This is a genomic window from Actinoplanes sp. NPDC020271 (assembly GCF_044388125.1).
Classification (GTDB): Bacteria; Actinomycetota; Actinomycetes; order Mycobacteriales; family Micromonosporaceae; genus Actinoplanes.
On record NZ_JBIRWQ010000029.1, the window covers coordinates 23,260 to 41,890 of the forward strand.

14 protein-coding genes are annotated in these 18,631 nt (G+C 71.4%); 4 read left to right on the top strand and 10 right to left on the bottom strand.

Annotation, left to right across the window (positions count from 1 at the left end; translation table 11 throughout):
* Complete coding sequence (locus tag ACH442_RS39690) at positions 1-1,020, top strand: LacI family DNA-binding transcriptional regulator (RefSeq protein ID WP_396343286.1); 1,020 nt, start codon at positions 1-3, stop codon at positions 1,018-1,020.
* Here the strand turns inward: ACH442_RS39690 and ACH442_RS39695 are convergent.
* The 7 genes from ACH442_RS39695 to ACH442_RS39725 form a co-directional block, all read right to left on the bottom strand.
* Complete coding sequence (locus ACH442_RS39695; protein WP_396343287.1) at positions 976-1,689, bottom strand: hypothetical protein; 714 nt, start codon at positions 1,687-1,689, stop codon at positions 976-978. The genes ACH442_RS39690 and ACH442_RS39695 overlap by 45 nt on opposite strands.
* Positions 1,686-2,153: an Asp23/Gls24 family envelope stress response protein gene (locus ACH442_RS39700; protein ID WP_396343288.1), complete on the bottom strand. Its 468-nt coding sequence runs from the start codon at positions 2,151-2,153 to the stop codon at positions 1,686-1,688. Before ACH442_RS39700 ends, ACH442_RS39695 begins: the two co-directional genes overlap by 4 nt.
* 398 nt (positions 2,154-2,551) lie before the next feature.
* Complete coding sequence (locus tag ACH442_RS39705) at positions 2,552-4,588, bottom strand: putative bifunctional diguanylate cyclase/phosphodiesterase (RefSeq protein ID WP_396343289.1); 2,037 nt, start codon at positions 4,586-4,588, stop codon at positions 2,552-2,554.
* Complete coding sequence (locus tag ACH442_RS39710; RefSeq protein ID WP_396343290.1) at positions 4,585-5,391, bottom strand: SAM-dependent methyltransferase; 807 nt, start codon at positions 5,389-5,391, stop codon at positions 4,585-4,587. The genes ACH442_RS39705 and ACH442_RS39710 overlap by 4 nt, the downstream gene beginning before the upstream one ends.
* A gap of 51 nt (positions 5,392-5,442) precedes the next feature.
* A complete protein-coding gene (locus tag ACH442_RS39715; protein ID WP_396343291.1) occupies positions 5,443-7,791 on the bottom strand; it encodes a putative bifunctional diguanylate cyclase/phosphodiesterase in 2,349 nt (782 codons plus the stop codon).
* Positions 7,792-8,044: 253 nt separating this feature from the next.
* Positions 8,045-9,196, bottom strand: a complete 1,152-nt coding sequence (locus ACH442_RS39720; protein WP_396343292.1) for an acyl-CoA dehydrogenase family protein — start codon at positions 9,194-9,196, stop codon at positions 8,045-8,047.
* A 3-nt stretch (positions 9,197-9,199) separates the two neighbouring features.
* Positions 9,200-9,820 carry a TetR/AcrR family transcriptional regulator gene (locus tag ACH442_RS39725; protein WP_396343293.1) on the bottom strand — a complete coding sequence of 207 codons (621 nt, stop codon included), beginning with the start codon at positions 9,818-9,820 and terminating at the stop codon, positions 9,200-9,202.
* 121 nt (positions 9,821-9,941) lie between these two features.
* Here ACH442_RS39725 and ACH442_RS39730 point away from each other — a divergent pair, with 121 nt between their 5' ends.
* Together ACH442_RS39730 and ACH442_RS39735 are read left to right on the top strand one after the other, a co-directional pair.
* A complete protein-coding gene (locus ACH442_RS39730; protein WP_396343294.1) occupies positions 9,942-12,653 on the top strand; it encodes a crotonase/enoyl-CoA hydratase family protein in 2,712 nt (903 codons plus the stop codon).
* Complete coding sequence (locus tag ACH442_RS39735; protein WP_396343295.1) at positions 12,650-14,242, top strand: acyl-CoA synthetase; 1,593 nt, start codon at positions 12,650-12,652, stop codon at positions 14,240-14,242. Before ACH442_RS39730 ends, ACH442_RS39735 begins: the two co-directional genes overlap by 4 nt.
* A 15-nt stretch (positions 14,243-14,257) precedes the next feature.
* On the opposite strand, the gene ACH442_RS39740 is transcribed toward ACH442_RS39735, so the two are convergent.
* Together ACH442_RS39740 and ACH442_RS39745 are read right to left on the bottom strand one after the other, a co-directional pair.
* Positions 14,258-14,509: a helix-turn-helix domain-containing protein gene (locus tag ACH442_RS39740; protein WP_396343296.1), complete on the bottom strand. Its 252-nt coding sequence runs from the start codon at positions 14,507-14,509 to the stop codon at positions 14,258-14,260.
* Positions 14,509-15,126, bottom strand: a complete 618-nt coding sequence (locus ACH442_RS39745) for a DUF2975 domain-containing protein (protein ID WP_396343297.1) — start codon at positions 15,124-15,126, stop codon at positions 14,509-14,511. Before ACH442_RS39745 ends, ACH442_RS39740 begins: the two co-directional genes overlap by 1 nt.
* A gap of 130 nt (positions 15,127-15,256) precedes the next feature.
* Here ACH442_RS39745 and ACH442_RS39750 point away from each other — a divergent pair, with 130 nt between their 5' ends.
* On the top strand, positions 15,257-17,170 hold the full coding sequence (locus tag ACH442_RS39750; RefSeq protein WP_396343298.1) for a potassium transporter Kup: 1,914 nt from the start codon (positions 15,257-15,259) through the stop codon (positions 17,168-17,170).
* Here ACH442_RS39750 and ACH442_RS39755 read toward each other — a convergent pair.
* On the bottom strand, positions 17,153-18,532 hold the full coding sequence (locus ACH442_RS39755; protein WP_396343299.1) for a glucose-6-phosphate dehydrogenase: 1,380 nt from the start codon (positions 18,530-18,532) through the stop codon (positions 17,153-17,155). The two genes, ACH442_RS39750 and ACH442_RS39755, sit on opposite strands and share 18 nt — an antisense overlap.
* Between the last annotated feature and the right edge of the window lie 99 nt (positions 18,533-18,631).

The following is an 18,631-nucleotide window of genomic DNA, read 5'->3' on the forward strand; positions in this document are numbered from 1 at the left end:
ATGACTTCGTCAAGGGTGACGATGGACGACATCGCGCGCCTCGCCGGTGTGTCCGTGCCGACCGTGTCCCGCGTGCTCAACGGGCGCGACGGTGTTTCCGCGCTGACCCGCGACCGGGTCGAGGAGCTGCTGCGCGAGCACGGGTATCGCGCGCGCCTCCCGACCCGGCCCGGCGGGATCCGGCTGATCGACGTCATCTTCCCGGAGATCGACTGTGCCTGGGAGTCCGAGCACATCCGGGGCATCGAGGCGACGGCGAGCGCGGCCGGCGTCGCGATGGTGGTCTCCTCGCTCACCGGCGGCCCGGACGCGACCGAGCAGCTGCTGCGACGGCTGCGACTCGGTCGCACCGACGGGGTGATCCTCGCCGCGAGCAGCTCGGCCGGCACCATGCGGGCCGCGCTGAGCAGCCTCAACGTCCCGGTCGTGGCGCTCGCCCCGGCGTCCCGGGTCTCCGGCGAGGTGCCGACGGTCGACACCACGAACTTCGCCGGGGCCTACAGTGCGACCCGCCACCTGATGGATCTCGGTCACCGGCGGATCGCGATGATCGCCGGGCATCCGGAGATCCGGGGCAGCCAGGCCCGCCTCGACGGCTACCGGGCGGCGCTCGGCGGGGAGGGTGTCGTCGAGGCCGGGAACTTCTACTTCCAGTCCGGCTACGACGCCGCGCGGAGACTGCTGGCCGGGGCCGAGCCGCCGACGGCGATCTTCGCGGCCAACGACTACATGGCGCTCGGGGTCTACGAGGCGGCCCGGCGGGCCGGGGTCTCCGTTCCGGCGCAGCTCAGCGTGGTCGGGTTCGACGATCTGCCGGGTGCGCGGTGGGCGTCGCCGCCGCTGACCACGGTCCGGCAGCCGCTGCGCGACATGGGCGGCCGTGCCGCCGGGACGTTGCTCGCGCTGGCCCGCGGCGACTCGGTCGACACGCACGTGGAGATGAACACGAACCTGATCGTGCGGGAGAGCACGGCGTCACCGCAGGGCGGCGTCCAGTTCGGCGGTGAGCGCCGGGGGTAGATGGGCGTAGTCCCGCCCGAGAGTCCAGGCCGCTCGCAGGGCGGCGGTGATCGACTCGGGGCCGGCGGTGGCGGTGGCTCGGTGCAGGGCGTCGACGACCGGCTGCGGCAGGTCTGTTTCGGCAGCTCGGGACGGGGTGAGCCAGTGCTCTGCCCGGCCTTGGGCCAGGCGGGTCATCCACAGCAGGTGGCGTTGGACCTGGGTCAGGGCGTCGACGGCTCTCAGCAGTTCGCCGCGCTGGGCGACACGGTGGGTGAGGATGAGCCAGTTGGCGAATCGCCCACCCAGATCGTGTTCATCCGTCTCGGGTGGTGGCTGGTCGACGGCGGCTCGCAGGGCGCCGGTGCGGTCGACGATGATCTCCACGTCCCGGTGCGGCCACGTCGCCACCACGGAAATATCCCGGCAGAAGTGGAACTCGCCGCGGATCAGGCCCGGGAAGAAGGCCACATGCGCGCCGAACTCGTTCACGACCACGTGCTGGACCGGCCCGACCCGGCGCAGCCACTCGACCGGCTCCGGCTCGACGTCGCTGAACAACCAGAACTCGACGTCACTGTGCTCGTCCGCCTCACCGGTCACGAACGAGCCGTACATCAGCGCCGCCGACAGCCGATCATCTGCCCGGCACAACTCCCGGACGCGCGCGATCAACTGCTGCTGGATCACTCCGGCATCAGGATGTCGTCGACCTTGACCTTGCAGTTGTTGACGTGCACGCCGTACTTCTCCACCGCCTCGATCACCCGCGTCCGCACCTCGCTGGTGACCTCGGACACCACCTCACCGGCCCGCAGGCACAGCACCACGGTGATGTCCACGTAGGTCCCGTCGACCCTCGCCGACACCCCGCGCGTCGCGTCGCCGACCTTGTCCAGGCCGACCTTGTCCAGCACCGTGTTGAAGAACCGGGCCACGTCCCCGCCCAGCTCCGCCACCCCGGGCACGGACCGCGCCGCGGCGGCGGCAAGTTTCTCCACCACCTCCCGCTCGAACACGGTGTCCCCGCGATACGCGGCCGCCTCGATCACCTCGGCCCCACCGTGCTGCGGCGGCATCGCCTGCGCGTGCGCCACCGCAGGAAGGCGCATCTCCTGCGTACGGTCCGCGTGGAACTCGGACTCGTCGTTCATGTAGCTGGTCCCTCGACTCGCATCGACGTGGATGACCGGCCGAGCCTACAAGAGACCGCTCCCGGGCAACCCCTCGCGGCACACCACCATCAAGATCTTCATGTCCCACGTCCGCTGTGGTCCTTCTCCGCCGCTCCCGCGGGGACCCTTCCGGTCTGAGCAGGGGCGCGGGGCGCCCCTGAACGCTCAGCCCGCAAGGGCGGCGTCCGCGGGTGGCCACGGTCAGAGCAACGAACCCGCTCGCCGGAGCCCGCGAGGCAGGCAAGTTGGTCACCGAGCCGGCGCGCCCGCTCTCCCGGCCGGCCCTGACCGTGGGTATTCGTGGCTCGTAGCCACGGCGAGAACCAGCCGAGGGGCCGGAGTGCGCCGGGGCGGGCTCACGGCGTACGGGAAGAAAATCAGCGGAGGGTGAGGGCGGGGCCGGAGTTGTGCAACAGCGGAGGCATCGCGGCGGCCGGCAGCGGGCGGGAGAAGAGGTAGCCCTGACCGGTGTCGCAGCCCAGGTGACGCAGCCGATCGGCCTGCGGGCGCGTCTCGACGGCCTCGGCGGTGACCGTGACGCCGAGTACATGCGCGAGCCGGATGATCGTCTCGACGATCTGCTCGTCGGCGGTGGCCATCGACGCGGGATCACGCAGGCCGTCGACGAACGGGCCGGCCAGTTTCAGAATGTGGATCGGGAGGCGGCGCAGGTAGGCGAGGTTCGAGTAGCCGGTGCCGAAGTCGTCGATGGCGATCCGGATGCCGCCGGCCGCGAGCACGTCGAGGGCCGCGAGCGGCGCGCCGTCGGTGTCCATGATCGCGCTCTCGGTCAGTTCGAGGACGAGCAGGCGCGGGTCGAGGCCGGTGTCGGCGAGGATCTTGGCGACCTCGGACGGGAAGGCCGGTTCGCGGGCCTGGGCGACGGTCACGTTCACGCTCATGAAGACCGGGTTGTCGGGGAACCGGCGGGCCCACTCGGCGGCCTGCGCGCACGCCTGCTGCAGCACGTGCCGGCCGAGCGCGACGATCACCCCGGTCTCCTCGGCGAGCGGGATGAACGAGTCCGGCGACAGCGGGCCGAGCGTGGGATGCTGCCAGCGGACCAGCGCCTCGACGCCGCGTAACCGTTCGTCGGCGAGCGAGACCAGGGGTTGGTAGACGACGGTGAACTCGTCGCGGTCCAGCGCGTCGGGCATGTCCGCGGCCAGGGCGTACCGGGCGGCCTGCCGGGCGTTACGGTCCGCGTCGTACATGACGTAACGGGCGCGGCCCTCGGACTTGGCGGTGTAGAGGGTGAGGTCCGCGGCCTTCATCAGCTCGGCCGGCGTGGTCCCGGCGACGTCGCTGTCGACGACACCGATGCTGGCGGAGACGCGCAGGCGGTGGCGGCCAATCTCGTACGGCCGGGTCAATGCCGTGAAAGCACGTTCGGCGAGCTCACGCATCTCGTCGGGCCCGGACGGGTCGCGGACGGCGAGCACGAACTCGTCGCCACTCATCCGACCGGCGATCCGGCACGGCTCGTCGGCGCAGCCGGTGAGCCGCTCGGCCACCGCGACCAGCAGCGCGTCACCGACCTGGTGGCCGAGCGTGTCGTTGACCCGCTTGAACCCGTCCAGGTCCAGGTAGCAGAGGCCCACCCGCCGCGCGTGCTCGAAGATCGTGTCGAGGTGCGCGGCGATCATCGTCCGGTTCGGCAGGCCGGTCAGCGGGTCGTGGGTCGCCTGGTGCTGCAGGCTGTCCTTGAGCCGGCGCCGGTCGGTGATGTCCTGCAGCATCACCATGGTCAGCTCGGGGGCGCCGTGCTCGTCGCGGATCAGCGACGACGTCATGTCGGTCCAGACCGCGCTGCCGTCACAGCGGAAGTACGCCTTCTCCAGCCGCACGTGGTCGCGCTCGCCGCGGATCATCTCCTCGTAGAGCCGCCACATGCCGGGCGGATCACTAGGGTGACCCAGCTGCGGGACGGTCATCGCGCACAACTGCTCGTGCGTGAAGCCGAGCAGGTCGGCGAAGGCCTGGTTGACCCGCACGATCTGCCCGTCCATGGTGCTGACCCCGATGCCGACCGCGGCGTTGTCGAAGATCGCCCGCAGCCGGGACTCGCTGTCGCGCAACGCCCGTTCGACGCCCGCGTGCGCGTCGAGCACGGCCCGGGTCAGCTGCTCCTGCTCGGCCATCGTGGTCTCGCGCAGGGCCTGTGCGAACCCGGCGGCGACCGCGGCCTGGATCGCCATCGGGTCGTGGAAGTGGCTGCCGATCAGGGTGATCGTCTCGCTCAGCACGGACGGGTCGGTCAGGTGAGCGGCGACCAGGGCCGCGCCGACCTCACGACCCGCGTGCGGCAACCGGACGGCCAGGCGTTTCAGAAGCGCCTCCAGGTCGGCGCCGTCGAGCGGGACGAAACCCTCGTACGCGATCCGCTGCGACCAGAGACGGGCGAATTCGGTCACGGTTTGCGGCCGACGCCGGCGTACGCCCCCACTCGCTCGGGATGCTCGTCGACTGGGTCGCTCGGATCCGGCCGCCACCGCGGGATGAAGACCAGACCCGGTTCGACCAGATCGAAGCCGGCGAAGTACGCCGTGATCTCCGCGGCCGGGCGCAGCACGATCTCGGTACCGGTGCGCCCGGACAGGCGCTGCGCCTCGACCACCTCCGGCGGCTGGCCGTCCGCGGTGGCGTGCGAGATCAGCAGGTAGCTGCCCGGCGCCACGGCCGCACCGAGCGCCGCGACCAGGGCCTGCGGGCCGTCACCGTCCGGCACGAAGTGCAGCACCCCGGCGAGCAGCACCGCGACCGGCTCGGTCAGGTCCAGGCCCAGTTTCTCGGCCTCGGCCAGCACCCGGTCCACGTCGCGCATGTCGGCCAGGACCACCCCGGTCCCGTCGACCCCGGCCAGGATCGCGCGGCTGTGCTCGACCGCCACCGGGTCGATGTCGACGTAGACGACCCGCGCGCCGGGCGCGGCCTCGAGGGCGATCTCGTGCACGTTCCCCGCGGTGGGGATGCCGGAGCCGATGTCGAGGAACTGGCGGACACCCTGCGCGGCCAGGTAACGCACGGCGCGGCGCAGGAAGACCCGGTTGGAGCGCATCGTCTCACCGATGTTCGGCGTCATCGAGGCGATCTGCCCGGCGAGCGCCCGGTCGACGGCGAAGTTGTGCGCGCCGCCGAGGAAGTAGTCGTACACCCGCGCGGCGCTCGGCACGGTGACGTCGATTCCCGCCGGCACCCAGTCGTTCGACTCCGTCACCGCGAACTCCCTACGATCCTCTTCGGACAACCCGCCAAGAACCACAAATGTCTATCGCTCATGGCTCCGGAAGGCAACCATCTCTTCGGACACCCGTGGCGCGGTCTGCCGCTGCCGGGCCAGCAGACCCGAGACGGCGTCCGCGCTCATCGGCTCACCGAGGTAGAACCCCTGACCGCGGGTGTAGCCGAGCTCCAGCAGCGCGGCCACCTGCTCGGGACTCTCGATCCCCTCGGCCACCGTGTCCAGGCGCAACGCGTTCGCCAGCTGGATCACCGCGCGGGCCACGGCCTGGCGGGCGTCCGCGTCGGCGGGCCGGCCGTCGTCGACCTCGATGCCGTCGACGAACGACTTGTCCAGCTTGACGATCGACGCCGGGAAGGCGCGCAACAGGCTCAGCGACGACTCACCGGTGCCGAAATCGTCGAGGGCGAGCCGGATGCCCATCCGATCCAGCTCGGACAACGCCCGCGACACCTGCTGGCCGCGCAGCACGGCCGACTCGGTCACCTCCAGGACCAGACGCTCGCAGGGCAGGCCGGTGTCGGCGAGCGCCTGCGCCACGTCGGCCACGAAATCGGGGTCGTGCAACTGCCGGGCCGAGACGTTCAACCCGGTCTCGGCCAGCCCGTCCGGCCCGAACTCGGCCCGCCAGGCCGCCGCCTGCCGGCACGTCTCGCGCAGCACGAACCGGCCCAGTGGCACGATCAGGCCGGTGCGCTCGGCGACCGGGATGAACTCGGCCGGGCTGACCACGCCACGCTCCGGGTGATGCCAGCGGACCAGGGCCTCGACGCCGATCACCAGGTTGCAGTCGAGCCGCACGATCGGCTGGTAGACGACCCGGAACTCGCCGTCGTCGAGGGCGCGCCGCAACTCGCCGCCCAGTTGCATGTGAGCCAGGACGGGTTCGCCCATGCCGTCCGCGTACCGTACCGAGCCGGCCTTGCCGCCCTGCTTGGCCAGGTACAACGCGACGTCGGCGTCCCGGAGGACGGAGTCGGTGGTGGCGTCGGGGGCGGCGTCGGCGATCCCGATGCTGGCCTGGACCAGGAGCCGGTGATCACTGATCGGGTACGACAGGGCGGCCAGCAGCCGTGCGGCGAGTTCCCCGGGATCGGGGCCGGTCATCAGCACCGCGAACTCGTCGCCGCCCACCCGCACGGCCAGGCCGTCGTCGCCCGCCTCGGCCCGCAGCAACCGTGCCACCGCCACCAGCAGATCGTCGCCGACCCCGTGACCGAGCAGATCGTTCACGGTCTTGAAGTCGTCCAGGTCGATCAGCAGCACCGACACCGGCCCGCCGGTCAGCGCCGCGGCGAGCCGCACCCGGAACAACGCCCGGTTGGCGAGCCCGGTCAGGTTGTCGTGGCTCACCTCGTACTTCAATTGCTCTTCCTGGATCTGCGCGGTCCGCAGCAGGCGGGCGTTCTCCCGGTACGCCAGGTACTGCCGGACCATGACCAGAGCGGTCACCACCACCGCGGCGATCAGGACCACCCGTACCGGCCAGCGCAGCGGCGCGCCGGACGCCACCGCGATCAGCGGCACGTCGGCCAGGACCGTCGCCAGGTACGGCAGGAGGGTGCCGGGGCGGGCCGGGCCACGGCGCAACCCGTGATCGGCACGGACCTGCGCGGCGACACCCAACGTGATCAGCAGCGGTGCGAACGGCAGCACGCACGCCTGGGCCGGAATGCTCCCGGCCACCCCGAACTGCACCGCGAGCACGGCCGAGACCGCGGACGGCAGCCCGCCGGCGGCCGCGACGAACCGCATCGCCACCCGGTCGACCGGACCACCGGCGATGTACGACACCTTCGTCGCCGCGCCGGCCGCGACCAGCAGACCCAGCCCGACCAGCAGCATCGCCTGCCGGCTCCACGGTTCACGGGCGGACAGCATCGGGGCCAGACCGGCGTACCAGAGCATCGCCGCGCAGCCGAGGAACACGATCGTCCGGTCCAGCGCCATCCGCCAGCGCTCGGCGGCACCCGACGTGACGACCGGGACCCGGGCCAGCGACCAGATCGCGATCAGGAAACCGGCGGCGGAGACGGCCGCGGCCGCCGGCGGCATGCTGCGGGTGGCCGACTGCGAGGCGTGGGCCAGCATGTCGGCGGCCATCCAGGCATATCCGGCCGCGATGACGGTGACGGCGACCAGGATGCCTCGCCAGAACCGGGCGGCGACCGGATCCAGGCCGGGACTGCGGCGGACCAGGTGGGCGACGGCCGCGGTGGAGAAGACGCCGCCGAGCGGGGCGAAGACGTACGCAACCGCTTCGACGCCGGCGCCGGACCCCAGGTGCAGCACGCACCAGACGATGCCCAGCACGACGACCGTGGCCGCGGCCAGGACGTGGCGCCGGGCGGAGTCGAGGGTGGGGCGAGCCGTCACGGGCCCGACCCTAGCGTGTCCGATGTGGAGGACGTCTCCTCCGAACGTGCGGCTTTCCTCCCGGACGGCCGCCGTTCGCCGCCTGGTCGAAGGGCGACGAGGAACGGCGCCCGAAGTGCTCGCAAGGCCTTGCGGAGGTGGAACGCTCCGCCCGCGAACAGGTCGACGCCGAGCTCGCCGATCTGACGTACGACTCGGCCGCACCGACCGGCGCGATGCGGGGGCGGCAACCTACCCCTGGATACGGTTGCTGTCAGTGATCGTACTGGAAAATTTTGGCCGCCAGATCGGTCATCACCTCGGTCGCGCCCGCCCCGATCGGCAGGATCCGCACGTCGCGGTAGTGGCGTTCCACCTCGGAGTCGCGCAGGTAACCCGAGCCGCCGTGCAACTGGACCGCCTCGTCGACGACGTGCCGCGCGGCGTCGACCGCGGCGTTCTTGGCCAGGCACGCCTCGCCGGCCACCCATTCACCGGCGGCGTGCCGGGCCGCGACCCGCCGGGTGTACGTGCGGGCCAGTTCGATCCGCTGCCGCATCCCGACCAGTTTGTGCCGCACCACCTGCCGGCTGATCAGCGGCCGCCCGAACGTCTCCCGCCGCCGCACCTGTTCCAGCGACAGGTCGAGGCAGCGCTGCGCCACCGAGTACGCGTGCACCGCCGCGACGATCCGTTCCGGCACGAAGACCTGGGCGATCAGCGGGAACCCGCCGTTCTCGGCCCCGATCAGGTTCGCGGCCGGCACCCGGCAGTCGGCGAACGACAGTTCCGCGGTGTCCGAGCAGAGCCAGCCCATCTTGTCGAGCTTGCGCGAGACCGTGAACCCGGGCGTCCCGCGCTCGATCGCGATCAGGCTGATCCCGGCCGAGCCCGGCCCGCCGGTCCGCACGGCGGTGGTCACGAAGTCGGCGCGGGTGCCCGAGGTGATGAACATCTTCGCGCCGTTGACCACGTACTCGTCGCCGTCGCGGACCGCGGTGGTGCGCAGCGACCCGACGTCGGACCCGGTGTCCGGTTCGGTCACGCCCAGCGAGCCGATCCTGGCGCCGGACAGCGCCGGGCGGACGAACCGCTCGATCAGGTCCGGGTCGCCGGTGGCGATCATGTGGGGGAGCGCGATGCCGTGCGTGAACAGCGCCGCGTGCGCCCCGGACGAGCCGCCGGCCTCGATGAACGCCTCGGTCGCGACCACCATGTCCACGATGTCGCCGCCGTCCCCACCGGCCTCTTCGGGGAACCCGACGCCGTAGAGCCCGGCCTCGGCCGCGCTGACGTGCAGCTCCCGCGGGATCTCCCCGGCGCTCTCCCAGTCGTTCAGGAACGGAAAGACCTCCCTGTGTACGAAGGAAGCCACCGCCTCCCGCAGCGATTGTCGCTCCGTGGTCTCGAACGGGTCGTCGTACATCTCTCACGGTCCCTTCGTGCGTTCGACGAGGGTGTCCGGGTCGCGCCGCCCGAGCAGGATCGCGGCCGCCCGTTTCCACCGGCGGATCAACAACTCGCGACGGCCCAGTTCACCGCTGACGATGCCGGTCATGACCAGGCCGGTCATCATCTCGAAGGTCATCTGGACGACGGTCGCCACGCGCCGGTCCGGCCCGAGCAGCGCCTGCGCCCGCTCGTGCAGCACCCCGAAGATCTCCTTCTCCACCGGCATCAGTGCCGCCCGCAGCCCGGGGTCGGTGCGGGCCGCGTTCCACAGCTCCAGCGCGGCCCAGAACAGCGGCGTCGAGAACTGGCGCCAGACCGCGTCGACGAACGCGTCCAGTTCGTCGGCGCCGGCCGGCAGCGCCGACAACTCGCTGTCCAGCGCGGCGAGCCGTCGCCGGGCGACGTGTTGCACCGAGGCGACCAGCAGGTCGACCTTGGTCGGGAAGTGGTGCAGCAGGGTGCCGCGGGGCACGTCGGCGCGCGCCTGCACCTCGGCGGTGGTCGTCTCCGCGTAACCCCGCTCGACCAGGGCCTGCAGGGTCGCGTCGAGGATGCGGGCTCGCGTGCTCTCGCTGCGCTGGGCTTGGGTGCGCCTCATCGCACTTACCGTACGGCCTGACTGTATCTGAGGTCCACCCAGGATTTTTTCCGACCGTTTTCGGTCTTGTCGTGATGCACGTCACTGGCTTACCGTCACGCCAGACTGTTGGGAGGTGTCGATGCGCTTCCGGCGCCGAGCAACACCCGTCACCCCACCCGCGCCCGTGGAGCCGCCGCGCCGGTTGCGCCGCCCGTGGACGTCGTCGGTGCCGGTCCCGGCGCCCGCCGGGCGCGTCTTCGCCTACCTGACCGACGCGTCCACCATGGCGGACTGGCTGGTCATGCACGCCGGCTGGCCCGCGGGCCCACCCGCCGGGCTCACCGCGGGAGCCCGGTTCCGCCAGCGCGTCAAGCTGATGAACACGCCCGTCGAGGTCCGCTGGACGGTCACCGGCCTCACTCCGGGGCAGGCGATCTGGCTCGACGGCACCGGCCCGATGGGCATCGAGGTCGGCCTCTACCTCTCACTCGCCACCATCGGCGACACGACCGTGGTCCACCTCGGCGGCGGCGTCCAGGGCGGGCCGACCGACGGGCCGCTCGGCTCGATGGTCGCCCGCAGCCTGACCGACGCGTTGCGGAGCTCCCTGCGGCGCCTGGCCGCGGCCGACCTCGGTCGACCCGCGTCAGAACCCCGGAGAACCCCGAAAATCACCCACGTACGTACGGGCAGGGAGGTCGACCCGTGGACCCCCGTGATCGTCGGAGCGGGTCAGGTCACCGAGCGTTCCACCGAGCCGCAGAACGGTGACCCGGCGTCCCTGGCCGTCCGCGCGCTCCGCCGAGCCGCCGAAGACGCCACCGTGGACATCACGAGGGAAGCGGACACGGTCGGCTGGGTCGCCAGCGTCTCGTGGCAGTACTCCGACGCCGGCGCCTTGATCGCGCAGCGGCTGGGAGCCACCCCCACCCGGACCGTCCAGACCAGCCTGTTCGGCGGCGACGGCCCACTCCAGCTGCTCAACGACATCGCTGCCGCGATCACCCGCGGCGAGACCGGCATCGCGCTGATCGCCGGAGCCGAAGCCGCCGCCACCGAACGCTCCGGCAAGCACCTCGACTGGCCCCGCCAGCCCGACGGCACCGCACCCACCCGCGTCCTCGGCACCGACCGCGAGCCGAACAACGACGCCGAGACCGCCGCCGGCCTGACCTCCCCGCTGCATCTGTACGCCCTGATCGAGACCGCGATCCGCCGCAGGCTGGGCCGCACCCCCGAGGAGCACCAGGCCGCGATCACGCGGTTGTGGGCCCGGTTCTCCGAGGTCGCCGCCACCAACCCGTACGCCTGGTTGCCGCAACCCCGCACCGCCGCCGAGCTTGCCACCGCGGACGACGACAACCGGCCGGTCTGCGCCCCCTACACCAAGCTGCTGACCGCGAACCTGCAGGTCAACCAGGCCGCCGGCCTGATCGTGTGCAGTGCCCGGGCCGCGCACGAGGCCGGCATCCCGCAGGACCGGTGGATCTTCGTGCACGCGGGCGCGCACGCCGAGGACGAATGGTTCGTCACCGAGCGCGCCGACCTCGCCGCCTCACCGGCGATCCACGCGATCGGCGAAGCGGTCCTCGGACACGTCGGGCGGGCGATCGAGGAGATCGAACACCTCGACCTGTACGCATGCTTCCCGTCCGCGGTGCAGATCGCCGCCACGGAACTGGGCATCCCGCTCGACCGGCAACTGACCGTGACCGGTGGACTGACGTTCGCCGGTGGACCGGGCAACAACTACGCGAGTCACGCCGTGGCCAACCTCGTACCGCGCCTGCGGTCCGATCCTGACGAGTTCGGGCTGGCGACCGCGCTCGGCTGGTACCTGACCAAGCACGCCGCCACGGTGCTCTCCGCCCGCCCGCCGAGCGCCGGGTTCCGTGACCTCGACGCGAACCCGCGCCTGCTCGGACCGGCCCGCCCGGTGGCCGCCGAGCCGCGGGAGACCGGGGTCGTGGAGGCGTACACCGTCACCTACCGGCGCGACGGCACCCCGGACACCGGCATCGTCACCGAGCTGCTGAAGAACGGCGCACGCACCGTCCGCACCGTCGACCCCGCCGACCTGGCCGGCGACCCGTTCGACGACACGCCGCTGCCACCGCCGGGGGAGCCGCCGGTGGTGGTCGAGCGGCACGGCCCGGTCACCGTCATCCGGCTCAACCGCCCCGAGGTCCGCAACGCCGTCGACCTGGCCACCGCCCGCCGGCTGGAACGCGCGATCGACGCCTTCGAGGCCGACCCCGAGGCCCGCGTCGCGGTGCTCACCGGCACCGGCCCGATCTTCTGCGCCGGCATGGACCTGAAAGCCGCCGCGCGCGGCGAATACCCGCTGACCGAGGGCCGGGGCCTGCTCGGGCTCACCGCCCGACCGCCGGAGAAGCCATTGATCGCCGCCGTCGAAGGGGCCGCGCTCGCCGGCGGGTGCGAACTCGCGCTGGCCGCGGACCTGATCGTGGCCGCCGACGACAGCGTGTTCGGCATTCCCGAGGTCAAGCGCGGCCTGGTCGCCGCGGCCGGCGGGGTGCTCCGGCTGGCCCGCAGCCTGCCCCGGGCCACCGCGCTCGAACTCGCGCTGACCGGCGAGCCGATGAGCGCGCGGCGACTCCACGACCTGGGACTGATCAACCGGGTCGTCGCGCCCGGTACGACGTACGCGCAAGCAATTGATCTTGCGAAGGTGATTGCCTCCCATCCGGTGACCGCCGTCCGGCTCTCCAAGCGCATCGTCGACGAGCACCACGACTGGACCGGCGACGACGCGTTCGACCACCTTTCCGAGATCGCCGGTGAGGTCCTCGGCGACGCGAACTTCGACCTGCGAGAGGCCCGCTCGTGAGCGCTCTGGAGAACCTGCACGCGGTGCTGCGCATGCACCAGATCGGCATCGTCAACCTGCTGCGCCCCGATCACCTGGTCAGCGCCGCGATCCGCAACGCGCGACTGGGCCCGCAGGCCGCTCTGATCATGAAAGCGGCCGCCGAGAACCCCCACGCCCCGGCCCTGACCGACGAGCGCGGCACGCTCAACTACCGGCAGCTCGACGAGCAGTCCAACGCCCTCGCCCACGCGCTCAAGGACCTGGACCTCCCGGAACGCTCGGTGATCGGCGTGCTCGCCCGCGACCACCGCGGCCTGGTCCTCACGATCAGCGCCGCCGCCCGCGCCAACCTGCGCCTCGCACTGATGAACACCGGGCTCGCGCCGCAACAGTTCGCCGAGGTCGTCGCCCGCGAGAACGTCCGCGCGGTGCTCTACGACAGCGAGTTCACGCCCCTGATCGACGCCCTTCCGGACGACGTCCCGCGCTACCTGACCTGGGCCGACGAGGGCGCCGCGGACAAGACCATCGACATGCTGATGGCCGGTCGCCCGGTCACGCCGCTGCCGATGCCGGACCGCCCACCCGGGTTCATCATTCTCACCAGCGGCACCACCGGCCTGCCCAAGGGCGCACCCCGTACCAAGGTGTCCCCGCTGGCCAGCGCCCTGATCGCGGACCGCATCCCGTTCCCGCGGCGGGGCGCGATCGTCGTCGCCTCCCCGCTGTTCCACAGCACCGGCTTCGGCGCGTGGACGGTCGGGCTCTCGCTCGCCGACCACGCGATCCTGTTGCGCCGCTTCGACCCCGAGCGCATCCTGCGGGCGATCGCCGACCATCGGGCATCGATGCTGGTCGCCGTGCCCACGATGCTCACCCGGATCCTCTCGCTGGGACCCGGGATCATTGCCGGGTACGACGTGTCGGCGCTCCGCACGGTCTTCGTCGCCGGATCACCCCTCGCGCCGGACCTCACCCATCGCTTCCAGGACACGTTCGGCGACGTCATCTACAACGTGTACGGCTCCACGGAGGTGGCCGTCGCGTCGGTCGCCCAGCCGGCCGAGTCCCGCCGCGCTCCCGGCACGGTCGGCAAACCGCCGGTCACCGTGCACGTCGCGCTCTACGACGACCGCGACACCCGGATCACCCGGCCGCACGAGACCGGACGGGTCTTCGTGCGCACCGGCATCCCGTTCGAGGGCTACACCGACGGCCGGCACAAGCAGGTCATCGACGGTTTCATGTCCACCGGCGACCGCGGCCACCTCGACGACGACGGCCTGCTCTTCATCGACGGCCGCGACGACGACATGATCATTTCCGGCGGGGAGAACGTCTATCCGCTCGAGGTCGAGAACCTCCTGGCCGAGCGCGACGACGTGATCGAGGCCGCCGTGATCGGCGTCGACGACCCCGAGTTCGGCACCCGGCTGCGCGCCTTCATCGTCCCGGCCGAGGGCGCGGCCCGCGACCCGCAGGAGATCCGCGACTACGTGAGGGCGCTGCTCGCGCGCTACAAAGTGCCGCGCGACGTCGTCTTCCTCGACGAGCTCCCCCGCAACCCCACCGGCAAACTCCTGCGCCGCGAACTGCCCGTCGACTGATCCGCGGCGCCGGCGTCACTGCTCATTCGTGGTCGGCTCCGACGACGCCTTCCGGACGGTGATCAGGTCGCTGGGCTGGCAGTCGAGCGCGTCGCAGAGCGCGGTCAGGGTGCTGAAGCGGATGGCGCGGGCGCGCCCGTTCTTGAGGATGGACAGGTTGGCCAGGGTGAGGCCGACCTGCCCGGCGAGCTCGGTGAGGGTCATGCCGCGGGCCGCCAGCAGCCGATCGATGTGGATGTCGACGCGGTGCTGCTCCTCGGGAGGCATCAGATGACCTCGTCGAGCTCGGCGCGCAGCGCGCAGGCGTGCCGGACCACAGCGGCGAACGCCAGCACGGCGAGGCCCAGCGGCAGCCACCAGAGGCTGAGATCGATCAGGTCGCCCTGGTAGGTGGAGGACGGGAACACGCTGTGGAACAGCGCGTACGAGGCGGCCAGGCGGATGAGCCCGGCCAGGCCGCCGGCGGCGAGGATGACGATGCCCAGCCCGCGGAGCCGGTCAGCGGTGGTGGTGGTGAACGGGTCCGTGTGCAGAGCCGACGTGACGATCCGGCGGGCCAGGATCGCTATCACGAGCCAGGCGACCGCGCTCACCGCCCCCATGGCGATGATCTCCAGCGTGGTCTGCGCGGGGGTGGGGTCGAGGACCGTGACCAGCACATGGTTGTCGGCGTGGCCGACCTTCGTCGTGAAGGCCGGCTGCAGGGGGTCGGGCGCCGGATCCTTCAGCGCGTCGAGCGGTGCCCAGAACTCCAGTGGGGCTCGCCAGCTGCGGACCCAGTGGGCCGGCGTGACGAGCAGGAACAGGACGTTGCCGATGACGGTGAGGGTCAGCAGGGCCCGCAGGGGGCGCAGGGCGCCGGAGCGGCGAGGGGATGGCGCCACGAGAGATCTCCTTATCGAAAGTCGATGCATCGAGTATCGATATGAGATGGCGGGCTGTCAACGCGGGCCGCGCGCGGGAGAACCCGCGATCCCGTCCCGGGGCGATGACCACGGCCGTACGCTCGATCTCGTGTCCGGTCCCTCAGCGAGTGACCCCGTTCGTCTCGCCGTGGTGGTCGGGGCGCTCGGTGTCGTCTTCGGCGACATCGGCACCAGCCCGATCTACACGCTGCAGACCGTGTTCAACCCCGAGGACCCGCACCCCGTCCCGGTCGGCGACGCCAACGTGTACGGCGTCGTCTCGCTGATCTTCTGGTCCGTGACGATCATCGTGACGGTCTCGTACGTGCTGCTCGCCCTGCGCGCCGACAACCACGGCGAGGGCGGCATCATGGCGCTGATCACGCTGCTGCGCGGCTCCGGCAGTCAGCGGGGCCGCCGGACCACGATGGCGCTGGCCGTGCTCGGCATCTTCGGCGCCGCCCTGTTCTTCGGCGACAGCATGATCACGCCGGCGATCTCGGTGCTCTCCGCGGTCGAGGGGTTGAAGGTCGTCGAGCCGTCGCTGGGTGACTTCGTCATCCCGGTCACCGCCGTCATCATCCTGGTGCTGTTCCTGGTGCAGAAACACGGGACGGCCGCGGTCGGGCGGATCTTCGGCCCGATCATGATCACCTGGTTCACGACGATCGGGGTGCTCGGGATCGGCGGCATCGCGAAACACCCGGGCATCCTGCGGGCACTGTCCCCGACGTACGCCGTCGGGTTCTTGATCGGGCATTTCGGCATCGCCTTCTTCGCGCTGGCCGCGATCGTGCTCGCCGTCACCGGCGCCGAGGCCCTGTACGCCGACATGGGCCATTTCGGGCGCCGGGCCATCGTCCGCGGCTGGCTGTTCCTCACCCTGCCCGCCTGCGTGCTCAGCTACCTCGGGCAGGGCGCGCTGATCCTCGACGACAACGCCAACATCAGCGGCCCGTTCTTCCTGCTGGCACCGGAGTGGGCCCGCCTGCCGCTGGTCCTGCTGGCCACCGCGGCCACCGTCATCGCGTCCCAGGCGGTGATCACCGGGGCGTACTCGGTCACCTCGCAGGCCGCCCAGCTCGGCTACCTGCCGCGGCTGCGGATCGCGCACACCTCGGACTCGTCGATCGGGCAGATCTACGTTCCCTGGATCAACTGGCTGCTGCTGTTCTCGGTGCTCACGCTGGTGTTCGCGTTCCGCTCGTCGGCCGCGCTGGCCTACGCGTACGGCATGGCCGCGACCGGCACGATCAGCATCACCACGCTGCTGTTCTTCCGGGTCGCCCGGGACACCTGGCGCACCCCGCCGTGGTTGCTCACCGCCGGCGCGGTCGCGCTGCTCGCGGTGGACCTGCTGTTCGTGTCGGCGAACCTGACCAAACTCGTGCACGGCGCCTGGCTGCCGCTGCTGATCGCGCTGACCGCGTTCACCATCATGACCACCTGGCAGCGCGGCCGGCAGGTGATCACCGCCGAGCGCGACCAGCAGGAGGGGTCACTGCGCGACTTCATCACCGACCTGCGCGAACACCCCGACCGGACCGTGCTGGTGCCGGGCACCGCGGTCTTCCTCAACCGGGGCAGCGCGAGCGCGCCGCTGGCGCTGCGGGCCAACGTCGAGCACAACCACGTGCGGCACGAACACGTCCTGATCTGCGCGATCAAGGTGGAGACGGTGCCGCGGATCGAGGACGGCGAGTGCCGCACGGTCGTCGACGGCCTCGGCTACGCCGACGACGGGATCATTCACGTGACCGTCCGGTTCGGCTACGCCGAGACGCCCGACCTGCTGCCCGCCCTGCGCACCCTCGACGACGAGAGCACCGAGGGCAAGCTGCAGATCGACCAGGCGTCGTTCTTCCTCTCCAAGATCGAGCTGCGTCGCGGGGACGCGCCGACGATGGCGGCCTGGCGCAAACGGCTGTTCATCGCCACGTCCTACCTGACCGCCGACGCCGCCGAACACTTCCGCCTGCCCCGCGACCGCACCGTCATCATGGGCTCACACATCGAGGTGTGAGCCGTCCGGGCCGTCGCTGCCCGCCGGGTACTCCACGATCGGCACCTCGCCGGCGTGCCACGCCTTCGTCACCGGCTCGACGATGCGCCAGCACTGCTCGGCCACGTCACCGCGCACCGACAGCAGCGGGTCGTCGTCGAAGACGCCGCGCAGGACCTCCCCGTACGCCGGAAGATCTCCCGGCCCGAAGTCGGCCTGCAACGTGATCGGGTCCAGCTCGAACGGATCGCCCGGCCCGTTGATCGTGAAGTCCAGGGCCAGGCAGTCCGGCCCGAAGCCGATCCGCAGCCGGTTCGGCCGTTCCGGCCCGTTCAGGCCGTCCGGGATCCGCTGCGGCTCCTTGAACGTGATCACCGCTTCCTTGCGGCTGTTCGCGACCGCCTTGCCCGACCGCAGCCGGAACGGCACCCCGGCCCAGCGCCACGTGTCCACGGCCAGGACCAGCTCGGCGAGCGTCTCGGTCTCCCGCGACGGGTCCACGCCCTCCTCGGCCACGTAGTCCGGCAGTTGCCGGTCACCGAGCTTGCCCGCCGTGTACCGCGCCCGCAGGCTCGACTCCTTCGCATCGCCACCCCACAGCCGGGTCGCACGCAGCGCCTGAGCCTTGGCGTCGCGGAACTCGCCCGGCTCCAGCGACTGCGGCGCCTCCATCGTGAGCAGCCCGAGGATCTGCAGCAGATGACTCTGGATCATGTCGGCGAGCGCGCCCGCCTTGTCGTAGTACCCGGCCCGCCCCTCCAGCGCCAGGGCCTCGTCGAACACGATGTCGACGCTCTCCACGTGCTCCGACGAGAGCAGCGGCTCGAAGATCCGGTTCGCGAACCGGAGACCGAGAATGTTCAGCACCGTCGACTTACCGAGGAAGTGGTCGATCCGGTGGATCCTCTCCTCCGGCGCGATGCGGTTCAGCAGCCGGTTCAGCGACGCCGCCGACGACGCGCTCGTCCCGAACGGCTTCTCCAGCACCAGTCGCGTACCCTCCGGCAGGTCCACGTCGAGCAGCGCCTCACACGCCTTCCCGGTCACCGCCGGCGGCAGCGCGAAGAAGATCGACACCGTCCCGTCGGCGTCGGCCAGCAGCCGCCGCAGATCCTCGGCCTTCGTCACGTCCGCACTGTGGTAGCGCGTACTCGCCAAGGTCCTGGCCGCCTGCTCGGCGTCCCGATGCTCCCCGAACGCGTCACTCACCCGCTGCCGCCAGCGGTCCTCGTCCCACGCGTCGGTCCCGGCGCCCAGCAACGTCAGCGGCGGTGCGTCCCCCGCCGCGAGCAGCGCCCCCAGCCCGGGCAGCAGCAGTCGCGCGGTCAGATCCCCGGAGGCGCCCAGGATCAGCAGCGTTTGCGCGGAGCCGTCATTCGTCATGCGCCTCGCTTGCCCCGACAGCCCCAAGATCAAAACCCCGCTTCGGTACGAGTGAGCATCGTCGCCCCACCACACCCCCGCGGTCCCGTAGCGCGGGCC